General features: G+C 65.3%; 19 protein-coding genes. 9 read left to right on the top strand and 10 right to left on the bottom strand.

All coding sequences use genetic code 11. The features are described 5' to 3' along the window. Positions 1–72: 72 nt before the first annotated feature. Together sseA and K0M74_RS17750 are read right to left on the bottom strand one after the other, a co-directional pair. Complete coding sequence (sseA, locus tag K0M74_RS17755) at positions 73–915, bottom strand: 3-mercaptopyruvate sulfurtransferase (protein WP_293975542.1); 843 nt, start codon at positions 913–915, stop codon at positions 73–75. A gap of 183 nt (positions 916–1,098) precedes the next feature. Continuing rightward, the gene (locus tag K0M74_RS17750) at positions 1,099–2,409 is read right to left on the bottom strand and encodes a hypothetical protein (RefSeq protein WP_293975540.1); all 1,311 of its coding nucleotides are present in this window, start codon (positions 2,407–2,409) and stop codon (positions 1,099–1,101) included. A 117-nt stretch (positions 2,410–2,526) separates the two neighbouring features. Between K0M74_RS17750 and queF the strand changes: the two genes are divergently transcribed. Both queF and K0M74_RS17740 read left to right on the top strand, forming a co-directional pair. After that, positions 2,527–2,997 carry a preQ(1) synthase gene (gene queF, locus K0M74_RS17745; RefSeq protein ID WP_088440187.1) on the top strand — a complete coding sequence of 157 codons (471 nt, stop codon included), beginning with the start codon at positions 2,527–2,529 and terminating at the stop codon, positions 2,995–2,997. 45 nt (positions 2,998–3,042) lie between these two features. Continuing rightward, on the top strand, positions 3,043–3,453 hold the full coding sequence (locus tag K0M74_RS17740) for a thioesterase family protein (RefSeq protein ID WP_293975537.1): 411 nt from the start codon (positions 3,043–3,045) through the stop codon (positions 3,451–3,453). On the opposite strand, the gene K0M74_RS17735 is transcribed toward K0M74_RS17740, so the two are convergent. From K0M74_RS17735 to K0M74_RS17700, 8 genes are all read right to left on the bottom strand, one after another. Then, on the bottom strand, positions 3,450–3,923 hold the full coding sequence (locus tag K0M74_RS17735; protein ID WP_293975535.1) for a lyase: 474 nt from the start codon (positions 3,921–3,923) through the stop codon (positions 3,450–3,452). The two genes, K0M74_RS17740 and K0M74_RS17735, sit on opposite strands and share 4 nt — an antisense overlap. After that, positions 3,920–5,206 carry a cytochrome P450 gene (locus K0M74_RS17730; RefSeq protein WP_293975533.1) on the bottom strand — a complete coding sequence of 429 codons (1,287 nt, stop codon included), beginning with the start codon at positions 5,204–5,206 and terminating at the stop codon, positions 3,920–3,922. The genes K0M74_RS17735 and K0M74_RS17730 overlap by 4 nt, the downstream gene beginning before the upstream one ends. 40 nt (positions 5,207–5,246) lie before the next feature. Then, positions 5,247–5,714 carry a hypothetical protein gene (locus K0M74_RS17725; protein WP_293975531.1) on the bottom strand — a complete coding sequence of 156 codons (468 nt, stop codon included), beginning with the start codon at positions 5,712–5,714 and terminating at the stop codon, positions 5,247–5,249. Then, a complete protein-coding gene (locus tag K0M74_RS17720) occupies positions 5,711–7,279 on the bottom strand; it encodes a helicase HerA-like domain-containing protein (protein ID WP_293975572.1) in 1,569 nt (522 codons plus the stop codon). Before K0M74_RS17720 ends, K0M74_RS17725 begins: the two co-directional genes overlap by 4 nt. Positions 7,280–7,667: 388 nt before the next feature. Continuing rightward, positions 7,668–8,036 (bottom strand): VOC family protein, encoded by a 369-nt coding sequence (locus K0M74_RS17715; protein ID WP_293975569.1) that lies wholly within the window; start codon positions 8,034–8,036, stop codon positions 7,668–7,670. Between the two features lie 122 nt (positions 8,037–8,158). After that, entirely contained in the window at positions 8,159–9,652 is a 1,494-nt protein-coding gene (locus K0M74_RS17710) for a trypsin-like peptidase domain-containing protein (protein WP_293975529.1), read from the bottom strand. 127 nt (positions 9,653–9,779) lie between these two features. Further along, on the bottom strand, positions 9,780–10,631 hold the full coding sequence (locus K0M74_RS17705; protein WP_293975527.1) for a protease modulator HflC: 852 nt from the start codon (positions 10,629–10,631) through the stop codon (positions 9,780–9,782). After that, positions 10,631–11,794: a protease modulator HflK gene (locus K0M74_RS17700; protein WP_293975525.1), complete on the bottom strand. Its 1,164-nt coding sequence runs from the start codon at positions 11,792–11,794 to the stop codon at positions 10,631–10,633. The genes K0M74_RS17705 and K0M74_RS17700 overlap by 1 nt, the downstream gene beginning before the upstream one ends. Before the next feature lie 91 nt (positions 11,795–11,885). Between K0M74_RS17700 and K0M74_RS17695 the strand changes: the two genes are divergently transcribed. The 7 genes from K0M74_RS17695 (at position 11,886) to phbB (ending at position 19,856) form a co-directional block, all read left to right on the top strand. Then, the gene (locus tag K0M74_RS17695; protein ID WP_293975523.1) at positions 11,886–12,875 is read left to right on the top strand and encodes an Mrp/NBP35 family ATP-binding protein; all 990 of its coding nucleotides are present in this window, start codon (positions 11,886–11,888) and stop codon (positions 12,873–12,875) included. A 6-nt stretch (positions 12,876–12,881) separates the two neighbouring features. Beyond that, entirely contained in the window at positions 12,882–13,304 is a 423-nt protein-coding gene (locus tag K0M74_RS17690) for a CoA-binding protein (protein ID WP_293975520.1), read from the top strand. Next, positions 13,301–13,897, top strand: coding sequence for a hypothetical protein (locus K0M74_RS17685; protein WP_293975518.1), 597 nt, complete (start codon positions 13,301–13,303; stop codon positions 13,895–13,897). The genes K0M74_RS17690 and K0M74_RS17685 overlap by 4 nt, the downstream gene beginning before the upstream one ends. Before the next feature lie 165 nt (positions 13,898–14,062). After that, positions 14,063–16,351 (top strand): molybdopterin cofactor-binding domain-containing protein, encoded by a 2,289-nt coding sequence (locus K0M74_RS17680; RefSeq protein ID WP_293975516.1) that lies wholly within the window; start codon positions 14,063–14,065, stop codon positions 16,349–16,351. Between the two features lie 20 nt (positions 16,352–16,371). Then, positions 16,372–17,367 (top strand): ferrochelatase, encoded by a 996-nt coding sequence (gene hemH / locus K0M74_RS17675; RefSeq protein ID WP_293975514.1) that lies wholly within the window; start codon positions 16,372–16,374, stop codon positions 17,365–17,367. A gap of 92 nt (positions 17,368–17,459) precedes the next feature. Then, positions 17,460–19,022: a DUF1963 domain-containing protein gene (locus K0M74_RS17670; protein WP_293975512.1), complete on the top strand. Its 1,563-nt coding sequence runs from the start codon at positions 17,460–17,462 to the stop codon at positions 19,020–19,022. Between the two features lie 111 nt (positions 19,023–19,133). Beyond that, positions 19,134–19,856, top strand: coding sequence for an acetoacetyl-CoA reductase (gene phbB / locus K0M74_RS17665; RefSeq protein ID WP_293975510.1), 723 nt, complete (start codon positions 19,134–19,136; stop codon positions 19,854–19,856). The last annotated feature ends 144 nt before the right edge of the window (positions 19,857–20,000 follow it).

The raw sequence follows: 20,000 nt of genomic DNA, 5'->3' as shown, positions 1-20,000 counted from the left end.
AGCGGGCCTTTGTGAGTCAAAACAGCGCTATGCGCGGGGAGATGGACTACCCCGCGCGACACCCCATAAGTTTCAAGCCGCGCCGGTTGCCTTCGGCGTCGCGGGGTCGGCGCCCCATTCGGTCCAGCTGCCGTCATAAACCGCGACATCCTCTTTCCCGAGCAAATGCGCGCCAAAGGCCACGACGGTCGCGGTCATGCCGCTGCCGCAGGTGGTCACCAGCGGCTTGTCGAGGTCGATCCCGGCGGCGTCGAACGCAGCCTTCAGGTCGTCGCCCTGTTTCCAGGTGCCGTCGGCATTGAACAGAGCGCTATGTGGCAAACTGCGCGAATTGGGGATGTGGCCGGGGGCGAGGCCGGGGCGCGGGTCGCGTTCTTCGCCCGTAAAGCGCGCTGTGGGACGCGCATCGACGACCTGTTCGGCGGCGCTGTCGACATTGGCGAGCATCTGGTCCTTGGTCCGCACCGCCTTGGCATCGCGCCACACGGTGAAGTGGCGGTGGCGCAGCGTCTGCTTACCCATTTCGAGCGCCCGGCCTTCGGCTTTCCATTTGGCGAGGCCACCGTCGAGCAGCGCCACATCGTGCGCGCCGAACAGTTTCAGGAGCCACCAGGCGCGCGCCGCGCTTTTCAACGGGCTGTCGTCGTAGAGCACGATGCGGCTGCCGTCACCGAGGCCCAACGATTGCATGCGGCTGGCGAATTTTTCGGCCTGCGGTGCCATATTGTCGATGTCGCTCGACGGGTCGGTCAGTTCGGCCAGGTCCATGAACACCGCTCCGGGGATATGCCCCGCTTCATATTCGGCGCGTGCGTCGCGCCCGGAGTCGCCCAAGAATTTCGTCGCGTCGACGACCCGCAGGTCCGACGCCCCCAGTTCGCGTTCCAGCCAGTCGGTTGAGACCAAGGCGTCCATATCATGCTCCTGTTGCGACCGATTGGAACCTTGTTGTCCCTTCGCCGGTCATCCTGCGCTGTTCTTTCCGGGGAAAGCAAGCCTATGCCCCGCCGTGCCCTTTTTCAAGCACGGTGGCGCTGTGCCTCAGCCAATGCTGCGCCGCAACAAAAACCTCTCGTTTTCGCGCGCGGCGCGCCGAAGCTATTGCGCGCGCTTGATCGCCGTGGCGCGCGCGCCGGGGCGGTCGACCAGATAGGCGGCGCGATCGAGCGCCAGCGGCGCCAACTTGTCGCTGCCGCTTGCGCCCTGCTCGCGACCGAGCACAAAACTGCCGGCATTCTGGCCAAAAGCCTCACCTTCGCCGTCCCAATGATAAGTGACGTCGAGCGCAATCACCGGCACCAGCATCGGCTTGCCGCCGATCATCAGCGGCTCGATCGCGGCGCGCGGCAGCATGACTTCGGTCGTCAATTCCTCACCTGCGCCTGCATCAAGCGTCATATCGTCGCGCAGCACGCTGCCCCCTGCCCCGTCGAAGAAGCGGCCGAGCACGGCTTCGGGCATCGCCGATCCCTGATTGAGCGCGATGCGGACCATCAGTCCGGTCGCGGGCAAAATGCCCTGATTGATGAGGTGGAGCGAGAATGCGACCACGACATGATCGGGCGCAAAGCGGATGCCCCGAATGTCGAGCGCCATACCAATCACCGCGCGGCGCTCGCCCGCCGCACGGTTGACCAGCGGGGATGCAGCGCGCGGTCCGACGGGCAGCGTCGGCCGAGCAGGCTCCGGCGCAGGTGCAGGGCGCGGCGCAGGTGACGTCGCTGCGCGCGGAGCGGGTGGCGGGACCGCGGGACGCGGTGCGCCGGCCACTGGGTCGTCGGCCGGACCCGCCAGCGCCGGACGGCGGCGCCAATACCATAGCCCGGCGCCGAGCGCGGCGAGCACCGCGAGAATCCAGGCCCAGAGCGGCGTGTCGGAGGGCGTCTCACCCGGCGTTGCCGCGATCGGCGTGGCGTCGGATGCGGGCGCGGCGGCCACCGTAGGCGCCGCAACCTCGGGCGCATCCGTTTGCAGCGGCGGCAGATCGGTACCGGTCTGCCCCGCCGAATCGGGCGCGGCGGCCGAAGTCGCGGGCGCCGCACGCGGCGTGTCCGGGGCCGCGGTGTCGCGGCGGGCCGGTGCCGGTGACGGGATGGTGGTCGTTGGCGGTTGGGTCGGCGCCACGCGCGGCGGCGCAGGGGTCGGCGGGGGCACCGGAGTCGGCGCGGGTTGCGGCGAACCGCGTCGTTCGTTCGGCGCAACCGGCGGCAGGCCGTTGTCGGACGGGCCCTGCACCCCGGGGGCGCGACCATCGTCGGCGGGCGGGAGGCGGAAGATCGACGATGGCGCCGGGGTCGGCGTTTCCGTGTCCTGCGCGCGCACGGTCGCAGTTCCCATCAGCGCGAGCACCAGCGCAAACAGCGGCAATCGCGCCGCACTGCTGCTTTGCCCGAAAATCCTGTCCGTCATTATGATCTGCGATCCCGAATTGTTCAATCCTGGTCGGCGCCGCTGAATTGGCGCTGAACCCGGCCCATGCCCCATCCCGTCGGTGACAAAGGCCGCGCTGCGCCCTAGACGGTTTCCATGAGTGATTCCAGCCATCCCCCGCTCGCGCCGAAACATCTTGGCCAGTCGAGCGACCTTCCTGCCGCGCCCGAGGCTGCGGTCCTCGATTACGTCCCCAATCCGCGCGCAGGCGAATTATATCTCGTGCGCTTTGCCGCGCCCGAATTTACCTCGCTCTGTCCGGTGACCGGCCAGCCCGATTTCGCGCATCTTGTCATCGACTATGCGCCGGGCGAGACAATCGTCGAATCGAAAAGTTTGAAGCTGTTCCTGGGTTCGTTCCGCAATCATGCGGGCTTTCACGAAGATTGCACCGTCGGCATCGGGCGCCGCCTGTTCGACGAGATGCAGCCCCAATGGCTGCGGATCGGGGGCTACTGGTATCCGCGCGGCGGCATTCCAATCGATGTCTTCTGGCAGTCGGGCGCGCCGCCCGCCGACCTGTGGCTGCCCGATCAGGGCGTTGCCCCCTATCGCGGGCGCGGTTGATATTTCATCTTTCCGTCACAATTTGTTGACACTAATGTAAACGACATGACCGCAGCCTCACTCCCCCACGACCACCCTATCGCCGTCGGTTCCGACCAGATCGATTTCATGGGACACGTCAATAACGCCCACTATTTGAGCTGGGTGCAGGAAGCGGTGCTGTCACACTGGCGCCATATCGCGCCGCCCGACGCAGTGGCGGCGCATCTGTGGGTCGCGCTGAAGCACGAAATCACCTACCGCCGCCCCGCCTTCCTAGACGACCAGGTCATCGCGACCGTCATCCTCGAAAAGGTGCAGGGCGCGCGCGCTTTTTATGAAACGATCATCAAGCGCGGCGAGGATGTGCTGGCGGAAGTAAAGTCGAGTTGGTGCTGCGTCGACGCAGAAACACTGCGCCCCGCCCGGCTGGCGAGCGATGTGATCGCGCGCTTCTTTCCGGGTGAGAAGATCTAGACAGCGGCGGCAGCGCCGCGCGAGCACGCTTCCATTGCGCGGCGTGCGGCTACTGCGATCCAGTCGTCACCTGCCGCAAAGACACGAACAGCCTCGATCAATCGGGGATCTGCGAGTTCTTCAGCCGCCTCCATAATCGGTATGCTCGCCACGTCACCTGCCAGTTCGCGCTGCACAAGCGAAAGGGCCTCAGGCGCCGATCGGTTGGTGAGTCCCAATATGGCCTCTGCCCGCACGACAGAATCACTGTCGTCCGCCGCCGTTCGCAGGGCTCCTCGAACCACAACATCGTCAAGATCGGCCTGCGCCAGCAAAAAAGTCGCCCAATCGCGGTTGGCAAGATTGGCATCGCTCGTCATTTCGATCAGTCGAACCAGATTGGCCTGCCCGAATGAACTGCCACCTAATGGCACGCTCTCATTTATGACGCCTTTGAGAAAATCGGATGGCGGCTCGTAATTTTCGGTCATGCCGCCTCGAATCGGATCGGCAGGCGTTTCAGCCCGCCGACGAACACCGATTCGACGCGCGCGGGCTCGCCAGCCAGGTCGAGCCTTTTGATCCGGGGCAGCAGTTCCTCCATCAAAATCCGCATTTCCATCCGCGCCAGATGCTGGCCAAGGCACCCATGCGCGCCGAAGCCGAAGGCGATCTGCTGGTTCTTTTCGCGATCGGGGTTGAACGCGAACGGATCGCCGAACACTTCCTCGTCGCGGTTGGCCGAGACATAGTTGAGCATCAACCAGTCACCTTCGCGGATCGTCTGCCCGCCGATTGCGACATCTTCTTTCGCGCTGCGCATGAAGTGCTGCACCGGAGTGGTCCAGCGGATCGCTTCTTCGATCAGTCCAGCCTTGTCAGTCGCCGCGTCGCGAAATCGTTCGAACAGCGCCGGATTCTTGGCCAGCTCCATGATCGCCCCGGCGGTCGAGGCGCTCGTCGTGTCGTGCCCCGCGGTCGCGACGATCATATAATAGCCCGACATTTCGCGGTCGGGGATTTGTTCGCCGTTGATCGTCGCGTTGGCGATCACCGTCGCGATGTCCTCGCGCGGGTTGGCGCGGCGTTCGGCGGTGAGAGCGCGGAAGTAATTTTCGAAATCGGCGATGACGTAGTTGAGCATCGCGATCGCCTGCTCGGCGCTGGTAATCGCCTCCCGGCTGCGGTTCAGTTCGGGGTCGGTCGGCCCGAACAATTGCTGGGTCAGCATCAGCATCCGCGGCTCATCCTCGGGCGGCACCCCCAAAATGTCCATGATGACGCGCAGCGGATAATGCGCCGCCACGTCGCGCGCGAAGTCGCACGCTCCGCCCTGCGCCAGCATCTGATCGACGGTTTCGCGGGCGATCTGCCGGATGCGCTCTTCAACGATCTTCAGGTTCTTCGGCATGAACCAGCTCTGGGTCAGCAGCCGGTATTTCATATGGTCGGGGGCGTCCATCTGGACCAGCGAGCGGATCAGATGGCCGTCATTGTTCGGGGTGGCGGCGCGCGCCAGCGCCTCGCCGTCCCGGTTGGTCAGCACCGTCGGGCGGATGCCGTTGGCAAATCGTTGCGGATCGCGGCTGATCGCCATGATGTCGGCGTGGCGGGTGACGAGCCAGAACGGGTCGTGATCGTGGTTCTCGGCCACCGCCAGCGGCGCATTGGCGCGCGCCCAGCTCAGCTGCTCGTGCAGCGTTTCCCATTGGCCGTAAGCGACGGGGTCGACGACGGCGGCGGCTACCTCTCCAGGCAATATCGGTTTTGTCATGCAACCTATGCTGCCGCGATTCGCGGTGGGAGTCGAGGGTTTAGACGTCGGGCAATCGCCAAGCGACTTGCGGCGCCCCCGCGGGCATCGCGCTTGCCCATTCGGCGCGCGCTTTGCGGATCATCGCCTTCAGCGCGTCGGCTTGTCGCTGCCATGCTGCCGCGACCGGCAGGCTCCACGCCGGTCCCGCCGCCGAGCCCAATTCCGCGACCGTCATATCGATGAAGGCGTCATATTCGCCGATCGGCAGTGCGCCATAGCTGCGGTGCGTGAACACCAGTTCAGCGACGAGCGGCCACACCCACTCCTCAGCGCCGGCCAGCCCGAACATCATCTGGAGCGTTTCGTCGGTCATCCGCCGCGACGCGGCATCGACCGAAATGAAGCTGGCGCACCGCTCGGGATAGGCGGTGAAGAAGCGCTCGAACAGCGTGTGGCGGATGTCGATGCCCGCGTCGGCGACGGCGGCGAGGCTCGCCTCCATCAGCGCGGTATCGGCGTCGCTCATTTGAACAGGCTGCCCAATATCCCGCGCATCAGCTGGCCTCCAAACTTGCCCGCGACCTGCCGCCCGATGCTCGTCGCGGCCGAGCGTGCGGCCGATTGCACCATCTTCTCCGTCATCGACGGCTTCGCCGCCTCGCGCGCCGCCGCTTTTTCGAGCCGCAAGCGCTCACGCTCCTCGGCAGCCTTCACCTTCGCCGCTTCTTTGGCGGCGATCGCCGCCTGCTTGTCGGCTTCGGCCTGCGCCTTGACTTCGATCGCCGCGGCCTGCGCCTGATCGGCCTTCATCGCGAGCAGTTCCTCGGCGCTCTCGCGGTCGACCGCGGTGTCATATTTGCCGTCGACCGGCGAAATCGATTTGATGATCGCGCGCTCCTTGGCGTCGAGCGGACCGGCGCGCGAGCACGGCGGCTTGATCAGCGTGCGTTCGACCGGCGACGGTGCGCCGTCGGGCATCAGCAGCGACACCAGTGCCTCGCCGACCTTGAGCTCGGTAATTTCTCGCGCAACATCGATCTCGGGATTAGGGCGGAAAGTGTCGGCGGCAGCCTTGACCGCTTTCTGGTCGCGCGGGGTGAAAGCGCGCAGCGCATGCTGGACGCGGTTGCCGAGCTGGCCTGCGACATCCTCGGGAATGTCGATCGGATTTTGCGTCACGAAATACACCCCGACGCCTTTGGATCGGATCAGGCGCACGACCTGCTCGATCTTTTCGGTCAGCGCGGGCGGGGCGTCGTCGAACAGCAGGTGCGCCTCGTCAAAGAAGAAGACGAGCTTGGGTTTGTCGGGATCGCCGATCTCGGGCAGCGTTTCGAACATCTCGCTGAGCAGCCAGAGCAGGAAGGTTGCATAGAGCTTGGGGCTTGCCATCAACTTGTCGGCGGCGAGGATGTTGACATAGCCGCGGCCATTGTCGTCGCAGCGTATCATGTCGTGGATGTCGAGCGCGGGCTCGCCAAAGAAATGCGCGCCGCCCTGGCTTTCGAGGGTCAGCAGCTGGCGCTGGATCGTGCCGACCGTCGCTTTGGACACATTGCCATATTTGGTCGTCAGTTCGTCGGCGTTTTGGGCGCACCACACCAGCATCGCCTGCAAATCGCCGAGGTCGAGCAGCAGCAGATTCTGTTCGTCGGCGACGCGGAAGGCAATGGCGAGAACACCCTCCTGCACCTCGTTGAGCCCCATCAACCGCGCCAGAAGCAGCGGGCCCATTTCGGAAATCGTCGTGCGGATCGGGTGACCCTGTTCGCCGAACAAATCCCAGAAAATGACCGGATTGTCGCGATACGTCCATTCGGCGTCGCCGATTTCAGCGGCGCGTTTCGCAAAAGGTTCGTGGACCTTGGCCATCGGGCTGCCCGCCATCGCCATGCCGGCAAGGTCGCCCTTGACGTCGGCGACGAACACCGGGACGCCGACCGCTGAAAAGCCTTCGGCGAGCCCCTGCAAGGTCACCGTCTTGCCGGTGCCGGTCGCGCCAGCGATCAGCCCGTGGCGGTTGGCGCGCTTGAGCACCAGCGACTGGCGCGGGCCATCGGCGGCGCCACCACCACCCAGGCCGATATAGATTTCGCTCGCCGTGCTGTCGTCACTCACTGTGCTCTTCCTCCGCTTGGGCGCCTCTCCATCGATCTAGAGCGGCGTGGCGACTCAGGCAATCGGCAAACCCGGAAGTGGCGGCGATGGTCGGTTGGGGAAGGAACGGCAGAAAACTGCGCAACTTCACTCGAAAGCGCGACGAGCGATAGCTGTGCCGACGCCTAAAGGAGACAAAAGATAGGGATGTGGCCGCCTAAACTGTCTCCCTTGTCGCTTTAAAATAGCGGCGCGTGCCGGGGTTCCGGGAGAAGCAAATGCGGGAAGCGGCTGCGTCATCGGGCATCTGCCCGGACGGTCCCCTCCCCATCGCTGCGCGACAGGGAGGATTTTCTCATCGTCAGACGTCAGCGCCAACCCATCACCCCATGATGAACGCGTTGAGCTTGTTGCCATCCAGGTCACGGAAATAGCCTGCATAGAACCCTTCTCCGCGCGGCCCCGGGGGGCCTTCGCAGGTGCCGCCATTGGCGAGCGCGATGTCGTAGAGGCGCTGGACCTGGTCCTTGTCCTTGGCTGCCAACGCCACCATCACACCATTGCCGACGCTGGCAGCATTGCCGTCGAACGGCTTGGTCAGCCCGATGCCGGCCGCGCCATCCGGCTTACCCCAAGCGATAAAGCCGTCGAATTCCATCATCCGCGGGGTGTCGAGTTCCGCAGCGATCGCGTCATAGAACACCGCGGCTTTCGCCAGATCGTTGGTGCCCAGGGTCACATAGCCAATCATCATTCATCCTCCCGACTCATAAAGGGTAGAACATAATAGGAACATATGCGACGGCGCGCAAATAAAAAGGGCGCCGGACCGGGTGGTCGCGGCGCCCTTTCGATAGGCAAAGATGCCGGGGCCTATTTCAACCGGACCGCGATAAACGCCGACGGATTACCGCGACGCAAAATTTCAAGCAGCACCGCGTCGCGGCCTGCCCGCTTCGCATCGGCAACGGCTTTCGCCAGCGCGTCGCTAGTCGCCACCGGCGTGCGGTTGGCGCTGAGAATCACGTCGCCGCGACGCAGCCCTTTGCGGCCCGCATCGCTGTTCGCCGAAGCGGCAGCAATAACCAGCCCCTTGATCCCGGCATCGACCCCGACGGCGCGCGCGATGTCGGGGGTGACGACCTGCACCGCCAGCCCGAGTTCTTCCTGGATCGCCTTGTCAGCCGCGCCGGTCGGATCCTCGGGGACCGTCTGCTCCTCTTCGGGATCGAAGCTGCTGCCCACCAGCTCTTCCTCGGGCGGACGAGTGCCGACCAGGACGTTGAGCGTCATCGGCTTGCCGTCGCGAATGATCTCGAGCGGGATGCGCGTCCCCGGCTTGGTGTTCGACACGATATAGGACAAAGTCTGCTGCGGCGTGACTTCGCGGCCATTGACCTTGGTCACGACGTCGCCGCGCTTGAGGCCCGCCTTTTCACCCGCCTGACCGGGTTCGACGCGCTGGATGAACTCGCCGCGATCCTTGGGGAGGCCGAGCGCCGCCGCCAGATCTTCGTCGACCGGCGCGATGCCGATGCCGAGATAGCCGCGCTGGACCTTTTCGCCCGCGCGCAGAGCGTTGATCACCGGAATCGCCGCGTCGGCGGGAATGGCGAAATTGACCCCGATATTAGCGCCGACCGGCGAGATCAGCATATTATTGATGCCGACGACATTGCCCTGCAAATCGAACAATGGCCCGCCCGAGTTGCCACGATTGATGGCGGTGTCGGTCTGGATGTAGCGGTCATAGGCACCGCCTTGGCCGATATTACGCTGCAATGCCGAGATGATGCCCGCCGTCACCGTCGAGCCAAGGCCTAGCGGATTGCCGATGGCAACGACCCAGTCGCCGACGCGTGCGGTACGGCTGTCGGCAAATTTCACGAACGGCAGGCCGGTCGCGTTGATCTTGAGCAGCGCAAGGTCGGACGCGGCATCGCGGCCAACGATCGTCGCCTTATATTCGCGCTGGTTGGTGAGCGTCACCGTGACTTCGTTGACGGCCTCGCCGCGTGGGCCGCCTGAAATCACATGGTTGTTGGTAACGATATAGCCGTCGGCCGAGATCAGGAACCCCGAGCCGCCGCCCTGCTGTTCCTGCGTGATCGGTTCACGCGTCCCGGCAAAGGGGTTGAGCCGGACACCCAGCGTGACATTCTGCTTGGTCGAGATATTGACCACCGCGGGCTGTAGCTGTTCGACCAGATCGGCAAAGCTTTCGGGCGCCCCCGAACGCGGCACAACCTTGGCAATTTCGCTCTGCTCGTTCTGCGCGACCTGTGCGCCAACGGGAGATTGGGTGACCAGCGCCAGCGCGGTGCCACCCGCCAGCAAGGCCGAAGTGATGCCATAAACATAACGCACGATCGAAAATCCTCTTCTCTTCGGAAAACTCACTACCCCGGCCGCGATTGTCTGTGGCGAGGCGGCTGAACGGCAATTGAACATGAACGGGCGCTTTCGGTTCCATTCACCGCCGCGCCGGATCATATCAACCGCCGCTGAAACGCTTCAGATATTCATTGTCGGGCGACATGATGATCGACGTCCCGCCCTGGTTGTTTTCGCCCAGGAAGGTCTGGCGATAGCTTTGCATGGCGCGATAGAAGTCGTAGAATTCGGGATCCTTGCCAAAGCTGGCGGCATAGATTCGCGCGGCTTCACCATCGGCGTTACCGCGGATGATCTGCGCTTCCTTTTGCCCTTCGGCACGGATCGCGGTCGCTTCCTGCTGACGTGCCGTGCGCATGCGGTTGTATGCGGCCTCAAGCGTTGCGCCTTCGGGCAGGTCGGCGCGCTTGATCCGCACGTCGATGACCTCGGCGCCATATTTATTCGCCTCACGGTTGAGCGCAACCTGGATATTATCCATCACCGCGCCGCGCTCGGGCGAGAGCAGGGTGGCAAAGGTGCGCTTGCCGAGCTCGTTGCGCAGCGACGAACCCAGGATCGTCGCGAGCTGTTGCTGCAACCGCTCCTCGGTACGGATCGCGGTGTACATACGCACCGGGTTGGTGATGCGGAAGCGCGCAAAGGCGTCGACCTGCAAGCGCTGCTGGTCGGTCGACAGCACCTGCTGGCGTTCCATGTTCACGCCCATGATCCGCTTGTCGATATATTGGATGCCGTCGGTGAACGGCACGCGCAGCACGAGGCCGGCGCCCGAGCTACCGAACTCTTCGTTCGCCTTGTAACGGTTCACGGTGCGCTCGATTTCACCGAAGCGCAGGATCAGCGCCTGCCGGTCCTCGGGGACGATCGCCAGCGACTGCGACAGAATGACGAGCAGCGCGACGACCCCAACGAGCAGGCGCACCGGGTTCTGCGTAAGCGAACTAAACATCATTCGCCTCCCTTCGTCGCCGCAGCGGGCGGGGTGGCCGCAATCCGTTTCTGGACCTCGTTGAGCGGCAGATAGGGAGTTACCCCGCGCGCTTCGACGACGGTCTTGTCGACATTCGACAACACATTCTCCATCGTTTCATAATAAAGCCGCTTGCGGGTCACCCCCGGCGCCAGCCGATATTGTTCGTAAATCTGGTCGAACGCCGCGGTGTCGCCGCGGGCGCGTTCCAGCACCTGCTGCTGATAAGCGCGCGACAGGTTGATCGCCGATTCGCGCTCTTGCAGCGCGGCGGTAACTTCCTTGAACGCTTCGTCGACCTGGCTCGGCGGATCGGCTTGGCGGATCGCGATGCCCTGAATCGACACGCCAGCGCGGTACTGGTTGAGCAGATCCTGCATACGTTGCTGCACCTGCGCCTCGATCTCGACACGGCCCGGACCGATCGCGTCGGTCAGGTTGAAGTTGGCAACGGTCGCGCGCATCGAACTTTCGGCGACTTCGCGGATCGTGCCTTCGGGATCGGACAGCTGGAAAAAGAACAGCTCGGGATCGCGCACCGACCAGCGCACTTCATAGGCGAGATCGATCAGGCTCTGATCGCGGGTCAGCACGAAATTCTCGTCGGTCGCATTGGGCGAACCGACCGCCATGGTGCGGATGGCGCGCACGTCTTCCAGCCGGATGCGCTCGATCGGCGCCGGCCAGGTCAGCTTCACGCCCGGACCGGCGGTGCGCGAATAGCTGCCGAGGCGGGTAATCACGCCTTCCTTTTCCGGCGGCACGATGTGGAAGGAGGAAAAGATCACCCACAGCACGACCGCCGCGAGCACGCCCCATTTCCAGAATTTCGCCGAATCGCCCAGATCGAACTGGCTGCCGCCGCCCGATCCGCCGCCGCCAAAGCCGCCGCGGCCCTTGCGCAGCAGCTCGTCGAGCGCCGAAGGACCGCGCGGCTTGCGCCCGCGGTTGATGTCGATCGGGTCGGGGGTGACCCACGGGTTGCGCGGGCCGGGCTTTTTGCCATCCCCCGAACCGTCACCGTCACCGCCCTTGGGGCCATTGCCCCACGGGCTGTTCGCCATCAGGCTGATCGCCTCGAAAAATTGCCGCAATCCTCTCGGGCTGCGGCGTCCCATGTTGCCGTCGATATTATCGTTCATAAGGCATTTATAGGGGCGGCGCGCGCGATTAACAGGGGGTGCGCGCGAAAATGGCTGGCAATTGATCCGCGCATGCCTATCTGCCGCGGACATGACCGACCAAAGCACCGACATCGCCCGCCTGACCGCCGCCGCCGCCACGCTGAGCGATGGCCGGACATCGGGGTTGCGATTGCTCGACGATAACGGTCTGTTGGCGGTGGTGCTCGACGTTTCGGGGCTGGCGGTCGAGGATCGCCAACCGCTCGGGGACAAATTGCGCGCCGGCCTGCTCGCCGTAGCGGGGGTCAGCGAGGTCCGCATCGCGATGACCGCCGAGAAAAAGACGATGACGATCATCGCGGTCGGCAGCGGCAAGGGCGGGGTCGGCAAATCGACCCTCGCCGCCAACCTCGCGGTCGCGCTGCAGCGGCGCGGGGTCAAGGTCGGGCTGGTCGACGCCGATATCTATGGCCCGTCGCAGCCCCGCCTGATGGACAGCGAAGGCGTCAAACCCGAATCGCGCGGATCGAAACTGATCCCCGTTCCCAATGCTTATGGCGTGCCGATGCTGTCGACCGGGCAGATCGCGGCGCCCGGGCAGGCGATCGCCTGGCGCGGGCCGATGGCGGGCAAGGCGCTGGAGCAATTGGTCGATGCCAGCTGGGGCGAGATCGACACGCTGATCGTCGACCTGCCTCCGGGCACCGGCGACGTCCAGCTGACCATGATCCAGAAGCACAAGCCCGCGGGCGCGGTGATCGTATCGACGCCGCAGGATCTGGCACTGATGGACGCGACGCGCGCGATCAGCCTGTTCGAACAGGCCGACGTGCCGATCATCGGGCTGGTCGAGAATATGGCGGGCTATGCCTGCCCGCATTGCGGCGAGGTCAGCGATCCGTTCGGCAGTGGCGGCGCCGAAGCGGCGGCCCAGACGATGGGCCTCGACTTCCTCGGCCGCGTCCCGCTGTCGATGGGCATCCGGCTGGCGAGCGACGGCGGGGTGCCGCCCGCCGCCGGAACCGACCCGGCGGGCGAGCCGTTCCATGCGATAGCGGCAAAAGTCGGCGATTGGCTGCACGCGCGCAAACAGGAGTAACAGGATATGGCGATCAACGACGAAGGCGAAATTCGCGAGCTGCTGGGGCAAAAGCGGCGCATCGCGGTGGTCGGCGCATCGCCCAACCCGGCGCGCGCATCGAACGGCGTCCTCGCCTTTCTGGTCGCGCAGGGTCATAATGTGATCGCGGTCAATCCGGGCCATGCTGGCACGACGATCCATGGCGCCCCAGTCGTCGCGACCCTCGCCGATGTCGAACCGCCCGCCGAACTTGTTGATATCTTCCGCAACAGCGAGGATGCCGAGACGGCGGTCGACGAAGCGATCGTTCATGGTGCCAAGGCCGTGTGGATGCAGCTGGGCGTGATCAACGACGCCGCGGCGAAGCGCGCCGATGCAGCGGGGCTGGTGGTGGTCATGGACCGCTGTCCCAAGATCGAGATCCCGCGCCTGGGGCTGCTGAAATGAAGACCGCGCTGACCTTTGCCGCTGCGATCACCCTGACGGGCTGTGCGACGACCCCCGCCGCGAGCGGCCCGCAGGATGCGTTTTTTGCCGCGCTGACCTCCCACTGCGGCAAGGCTTATGCGGGTAAACTGGCAAGTTCGCAGGAGGCCGATGCCGATATGCGCGGCAAAGCGATGGTTATGCACGTCCGCAGCTGTACGCCCGACCGCATCGAAATTCCCTTTCACATCGACGGCCTCGGCCCCGATGGCAGCTGGGACCGCTCGCGAACCTGGATCATCACCCGCACCGCCACCGGCCTGCGCCTCAAGCACGACCATCGCCACGCCGACGGCAGCAAGGACGAGCTGACGATGTACGGCGGCGATACCGCCGACGCCGGAACGGCGGCGCGCCAGACCTTCCCCGTCGACGCCGAATCGATCGCGCTGTTCACCCGCACCGGGCGCAGCGTGTCGAACACCAACATTTGGTCGGTCCAAACAACGCCCGACGGTTTTACCTACGGCCTGAGCCGCGAGGGCCGCGATTTTCGCGTGACCTTCGATTACCGCCAGCCGGTCGCCCCGCCGCCGGCGCCCTGGGGGTGGTAGGCCTTAACCACGTCATTGCGAGGAGCCGGAGGCGACGCGACCGTCCACAGCCTGCGTAAAGCCCTGGATTGCTTCGCTTCGCTCGCAATGACAAAAGAGGGGGGGGCTGCGGTATTCACCAAACGCCTTTGCTCTCGCGACTCGCCCCGCTTATCAGCGTCGGCGATGGTGGGCATTCGCGACACGGTTGGGAAAAACAAATCGCGGCTGCCCCATGTCAGCCGCCGTCAGATGCTGGTCGGCGCTACTGCCGCGGGCGGGCTGGCGATCGCGTGGAACTTGTGGCCGCGCGATTATCAACCGAACGTCACCGCGGCGCCCGACGAGCATGTCTTCAACGCCTTTCTGAAGATCGGCGACGACGGGCATATCAGCGCCATCGTCCCGCAATGCGAGATGGGCCAGGGCGTCACCACCCTGCTCCCGCAGATCATGGCCGACGAGCTGGGCGCCGACTGGCGCACAATCGCGGTCGAAACCGCGCCGATCAGCCCGCTCTATACCAACACGCTGCTGATCGACGAGGATAGCGCGGTGTTCATGCCGCGCGCCGGTGTCCCCGATTTCGTGTCCGACGTGCGCAGTTGGGCGCGGCGCGAGTGGGCGGTGCGCCACGCGGTGATGCTGACCGCGAACAGCTCGTCGGTGCGAATGTTCGAGGGACCGTGCCGCGCGGCAGCGGCGCAGGCGCGCGCGCTTTTGATGATGGCCGCAGCAGCGCGCTGGGACGCCGATTGGGAAGACTGCGACACGCAGGACGGTTTCGTCATCCTCGGCAAGAAAAAGCTGCGCTTCGGTGAAGTTGCCGCCGCCGCGGCAATGCTCGAACCGCCCGCCGATCCCGTCTATCGCGCCAGCAGTGGCGACCCGCTTTACGGCAAGGAACTGACGCGGCTCGACCTGCCCGCCAAGATCGACGGGTCGGCCAACTATGCCGGCGACATCCGCCTGCCCGACATGGTTTTCGCGGCAATCCGGCAAGGACCGCTCGGCGCGACGCGGCTGAAAAGCATCGATCGCAAGGCGGGCATGGCGTCGCCCGGCTTGCTTCATGTCGTCACGCACGAGCGCTGGGTTGCCACCGTGGCGCGCAACTGGTGGGCGGCGAACCGCGCGCTCGACCGCTTTGCCCCGGTGTTCGAAAGCGCCGGGACGCCGATTTCGACCGACCGGATCGACGCGGCGCTGAAACAGGCGCTGAAGGACGGCGGCTATCGTATATCGCACAAGGGCGACGTTGCCGAGGCGATGACCGGGCGGACCAGAATCGCGGTCGAATATGCCGTCGCGCCCGCGCTGCATGCACCGATCGAAACGCGCAGCGCTACCGCGGCCCCCGACGGCGGGCGGCTTCGGGTGTGGGTCGCGACGCAGGCGCCCGCGCAATGCCGCCATGCGATCGCTCAAGCGACCGGGCTGGCGGCAAGCGACGTCATCCTGTTCCCGATGATGGCGGGCGGATCGTTCGACGCATGCCTGGATCATGGCGCCGCGGTGCAGGCGGCGATCATCGCGTTGCAGATCAAACGCCCGGTCCAGCTCGCCTGGTCGCGCGCCGAAGAAATCATGCGCCTGCCGCCGCGCGCGCCGGCGCGGGCGCGGCTGAGCGCGACATTGAATATTGCGGGCGGGATCGACGCGCTGGTGACGCGGATCGCGGTGCCGCCGACCAGTCACGAGGTGCGCGCGCGGCTGTTCGAAAACACCCCCGCCGATGTCGCGCAGCGCGACGCGGCCGGCAGTGCCGACGCCGCCGCGGTCGAGGGCGCCGCGAGCAGCTATACGATTCCGCACCACGCGGTCGACCATTGCCCCGCCGACATCGGGCTGCCCACCGGGCGCTGGCGCGGCAATGCCGACAGCTACACCGCCTTTTTCACCGAGTGCTTCGTCGATGAAATGGCGGCGCGCGCCGGGACCGATGGCTTGTCCTATCGGATCGCGATGCTGGGCGACGCGCCGCTGCTCGCGCGCTGCCTGCTCACTGCGACCAGCCTTGGCGGCTGGGAGGGCGGTCTGTCAGGGGCGGCGCAGGGACTGGCATGCCACAGCATGCGCGGCAGCCATATCGCGCTGATGGCGACGGCGCGGCAAAGCGACAAGGGGTTGCAGGTCGAACAACTGGTCGCGGTCGTCGATGCCGGGCGCCTCGTCAATCCGGGGGTCGCGCGGCAACAGATCGAGGGCGGGCTGATCTTTGGCCTCGCCGCCGCGGTCGGAGCGACCACGGATTATGAAGGCGGCGTCGCAACCGCGCGCAAGCTGGGCCAGCTTGGCCTGCCGCGCCTGTCGCAGACCCCACAGATATTGGTCGAATTTGTCGACAGCGACCGCGAGCCCGGCGGGCTGGGCGAAATCGCGGTCCCCGTCGTCGCGCCCGCGATCGCCAATGCGATGTTCGCCGCGACCGGCCGCCGCATCCGCCGCCTGCCCCTGTCGGCGCAGCCGCTGTGACGGATGTCGGCGCACCGCTTATGACCCTGCCCCTCAATCATCCGCCCGTCGCCGCACCCCGCATCGGCGTGCTGCTCGTCAACCTTGGCACCCCCGACGCGCCCGATGCGCCGTCGGTCCGGCGCTATCTGGCCGAGTTCCTGTCCGACCGCCGCGTCGTCGAAATTCCGCAGATATTGTGGCAGCCGATCCTGCGCGGGATCATCCTGACCACCCGGCCCAAAAAATCGGCGCATGCCTATGCGCAGGTGTGGACCGAGAACGGATCGCCGCTCGCCGCGATCACCCGCGCACAAAGTGAGGCATTGCAGCCGTTGTTCGGCGATGCGGTGCAGGTTGCTTATGCGATGCGCTACGGCAAGCCCGCTATCGGCCCGGCAATCGACGCGCTGATGGCCGCCGGGTGCCAACGCATCCTGATCGCGCCGATGTATCCGCAATATTGCGCGGCAACGACCGCGACCGTGGTCGACGCGGTGGGTGAGCATCTGAAGACGCTGCGCTGGCAACCGGCGCTGCGCTATCTGCCGCCTTATCATGACGATGCCGCCTATATCGGCGCGCTGAAGGCGTCGGTCGAGGCGGGAGTGGCGGCGCTCGATTTCACCCCTGATGTCTTGCTCGCGAGCTTCCACGGCATGCCCGAACGCACGCTGCATCTGGGTGATCCCTATCATTGCCAGTGCCGCAAGACCGCGCGGCTGCTGTCCGAAGCGATGGGCCGCCCGATCGAGGTCGCGTTCCAATCGCGCTTTGGCCGCGCCAAATGGCTCGAACCCGCAACCGACACCCAGCTCGAAACGTTCGGCAAGACGGGCCAGAGCGTCGCGATTTTTGCCCCCGGCTTTTCGGCCGATTGCCTGGAAACGCTCGAAGAGCTGGCGATCCGCGGCAAGGAGCAGTTTGAGGCTGCGGGCGGTGATCGCTTTGCCTATCTGCCGTGCCTGAATGCCGACGCCTCCGGGATGGCGATGCTCGAGACGCTGATGCGCCGCGAGCTGGCGGGCTGGCTTTAATCTCCGGCGCTTACCAACTATTTAGGTCCATGCGCTAGATTGCTCCGACGCGGCACCAAAACGGTCCGGTCGCGGCAATTTGGAGATACGCAATGAACCAGATCCAATCGGCAGCGCTCATGCTCGCCGGGATCGCGCTGGCCTTTGCGGCGCTCGTCGTTGCCACTTGGTGGCTGCGTCGTCCGCGCACCGCCCCCTCCGCGCCGCGGGCTCCGCGCGCGCCGGGTGAAAGCCGGATGCCCACACTGTCGCGCAAGGCTAAGCCCGAGGCCGAAGTCGTCGAAATATCCGCATCGCGGCTCGCGCGCGTCAGCGGCAAGGCGCCGCTCCAGCCGCAGGCCGAGACCGACTATGATTATCGGCAAGACCCCGCCCCCGATGGCGAGGCCGCTGCGGTCGAGGCGACGCTCGAAGCGCTGGCGTCCGAGGTCGAAGACGAAGCGCATCGAATCGAAAGCGCCGAGATCGAAACCGAAGCCGTTACGCTGCGCCTCGTGCCGCAAATCCCGCTGCGCGATGCCATTTCAACCAACAGCTGGCTCGGCGGTTGCCCGCGCCTGCCGGTCGGCACCGAATGGCCGCAAATCGACGGTGAACCCGCCGACTTCCTGGCCCAGATCGATTGCGCCAGCCTGCCCCCAGCGCTGTGGGACGGGCTGGGGCCGCGCGACGGCGCGCTTGCCTTTTTCATCCATCGCCGCGGCTATCATATGCAGGTGCTGCATCTGCGCGATACCGATGCCGCGGTGCCGCCGCCGCTGGCGCTCGACGATCCCGATGGGTGGTTCGGCCCGCACGGCGGCGTGCGCTTCGGCGACCTCGAGCCCTTTGCAGTGCGGGCGTTTCCGGAATGGCCGGTTGATCTCGTCGCGGTAGGACCTAGCGACGCCGATCCGCGGGTCGAGGGCGATCCGAACGACATTGGCGCGATGCTGTATAACCGCAGCTACGATATTGCCGATCCCGCCTTCCACCCGTTCGACTGGGGCAGCATGACGGCGATGATCGCCATTCTCGAAATGCGGCTCGACCGGTTGACGACCGACGCGACACCACCCCCGGGCGCGAGCGCCGAGGACATTGTCGCATTGGAGCAGTGCGCCGCGATTAACCGCGAGGCGCGCATCCGCGCCGACGAGATCATCGCCATCGTCCACGAAGGCGCAGCCAAGGAAGCCTTTTCGGCGAGCGACGCAACGGCCGTCATGTCCGCACTGCACGCGATCCATTGGGCAAAAGCGGTTCACCGCATCGACCCCGAAACCGGCGCAGAGGTGCGCGATACCATCACCCTGCCGCTGACCACGCACCGCGCCGCCGCCAATCTTTGGGTCCATGACTATCAGACAATCCTGTTCGACCGCGCCAAACATGCGTGGTGCGCGAATCCGGACAGTCTGTCGGCGCCAATGCGCGCGTTTTACGAGCCCTATTGGCGCGACCTTGCGGCGTGCGAAATGGCGGCGATCGGGCACGAACCCTTCCGCCATGCCCATGATTATGACGAGGATCGCGACGCCGTCTTGCTCGAACTGCCGACCAGTGGGTTGATGAGCCGGATGTTCGGCGACTGCGACAATCTGGTGGTGACGATCGACAAGGCCGACCTCGCTATCGGCGACTTTTCCCGGCTGCGCGTCCAGGTGAGCAACTAGGGTCCTGACCGAGTCCCCCGAATAGCTTTGCGATTGACGTTCCGGTAAACTTGCGGCGGCCGCGTGCGCGGCCTAATCATCGTGCGATAACTCTGTGGGAGAGCAGAATAAATGGCACGCGTAGCAATCGTCACTGGCGGCAGCCGGGGTATCGGGGAGGCAATCAGCCTCAAATTGCAGGAACAGGGCGTCACCGTCGTCGCCAACTATGGCGGCAATGACGAAAAGGCAAAGGCGTTCACCGAACGCACCGGCATCGCCGCGAGGAAATGGGACGTCGGCGACCATCAGGCGTGCCTCGACAGCTGCGCGCGCATTGCCGAGGAATTTGGCCCGGTCGACATCGTCGTCAACAACGCCGGGATCACCCGCGACGGCACGCTCGCTCGAATGAGCTACGACGATTGGGACGATGTGATGCGCGTCAATCTGGGCGGCTGTTTCAACATGGCGAAGGCAACGTTTGGCGGCATGGTCGAGCGCGGCTGGGGCCGGATCGTCAACATCGGGTCGATCAACGGACAGGCAGGCCAGTACGGCCAGGTCAATTATGCCGCGGCGAAATCGGGCATCCACGGCTTTACGAAAGCGTTGGCGCAGGAAGGCGCCAAGAAGGGCGTGACCGTGAACGCGATCGCGCCCGGCTATATCGACACCGACATGGTCGCCGCGGTGCCGCCGCAGGTGCTGGAAAAAATTGTCGCCAAGATCCCGGTAGGGCGCCTGGGCCAAGCCGATGAAATCGCGCGCGGCGTCGCGTTCCTGTGCAGCGAGGATGCCGGGTTTGTGACCGGGTCGACGATGTCGATCAATGGCGGGCAGCATATGTATTGACGGGCCGAGGGCGCTAGCGATGGCGTTCGCGTCAGCGAACGGCGAACTAGCAACCGGTGGTGCAGCCACGGCCCGGCACGGCCAGCGGGGCGGCGATCCCAAAAGATCGCCGAACCCGTCTGACGGCAGGGGGCCGCGGGGGGG

Source organism: Sphingopyxis sp. (assembly GCF_019459305.1).
In the GTDB taxonomy this organism is placed as follows: domain Bacteria; phylum Pseudomonadota; class Alphaproteobacteria; order Sphingomonadales; family Sphingomonadaceae; genus Sphingopyxis.
Note: the sequence above shows the minus strand (reverse complement) of the source record. Positions and strands in the feature narration are given on the sequence as shown.

Bases quoted from the DNA above. Each gene is read 5' to 3' on its own strand.
- sseA (WP_293975542.1), bottom strand. From the start codon at position 915: ATGGACGCCTTGGTCTCAACCGACTGGCTGGAACGCGAACTGGGGGCG.
- K0M74_RS17750 (WP_293975540.1), bottom strand. From the start codon at position 2,409: ATGACGGACAGGATTTTCGGGCAAAGCAGCAGTGCGGCGCGATTGCCG.
- queF (WP_088440187.1), top strand. From the start codon at position 2,527: ATGAGTGATTCCAGCCATCCCCCGCTCGCGCCGAAACATCTTGGCCAG.
- K0M74_RS17740 (WP_293975537.1), top strand. From the start codon at position 3,043: ATGACCGCAGCCTCACTCCCCCACGACCACCCTATCGCCGTCGGTTCC.
- K0M74_RS17735 (WP_293975535.1), bottom strand. From the start codon at position 3,923: ATGACCGAAAATTACGAGCCGCCATCCGATTTTCTCAAAGGCGTCATA.
- K0M74_RS17730 (WP_293975533.1), bottom strand. From the start codon at position 5,206: ATGACAAAACCGATATTGCCTGGAGAGGTAGCCGCCGCCGTCGTCGAC.
- K0M74_RS17725 (WP_293975531.1), bottom strand. From the start codon at position 5,714: ATGAGCGACGCCGATACCGCGCTGATGGAGGCGAGCCTCGCCGCCGTC.
- K0M74_RS17715 (WP_293975569.1), bottom strand. From the start codon at position 8,036: ATGATTGGCTATGTGACCCTGGGCACCAACGATCTGGCGAAAGCCGCG.
- K0M74_RS17705 (WP_293975527.1), bottom strand. From the start codon at position 10,631: ATGTTTAGTTCGCTTACGCAGAACCCGGTGCGCCTGCTCGTTGGGGTC.
- K0M74_RS17700 (WP_293975525.1), bottom strand. From the start codon at position 11,794: ATGAACGATAATATCGACGGCAACATGGGACGCCGCAGCCCGAGAGGA.
- K0M74_RS17695 (WP_293975523.1), top strand. From the start codon at position 11,886: ATGACCGACCAAAGCACCGACATCGCCCGCCTGACCGCCGCCGCCGCC.
- K0M74_RS17690 (WP_293975520.1), top strand. From the start codon at position 12,882: ATGGCGATCAACGACGAAGGCGAAATTCGCGAGCTGCTGGGGCAAAAG.
- K0M74_RS17685 (WP_293975518.1), top strand. From the start codon at position 13,301: ATGAAGACCGCGCTGACCTTTGCCGCTGCGATCACCCTGACGGGCTGT.
- K0M74_RS17680 (WP_293975516.1), top strand. From the start codon at position 14,063: ATGGTGGGCATTCGCGACACGGTTGGGAAAAACAAATCGCGGCTGCCC.
- hemH (WP_293975514.1), top strand. From the start codon at position 16,372: ATGACCCTGCCCCTCAATCATCCGCCCGTCGCCGCACCCCGCATCGGC.
- K0M74_RS17670 (WP_293975512.1), top strand. From the start codon at position 17,460: ATGAACCAGATCCAATCGGCAGCGCTCATGCTCGCCGGGATCGCGCTG.
- phbB (WP_293975510.1), top strand. From the start codon at position 19,134: ATGGCACGCGTAGCAATCGTCACTGGCGGCAGCCGGGGTATCGGGGAG.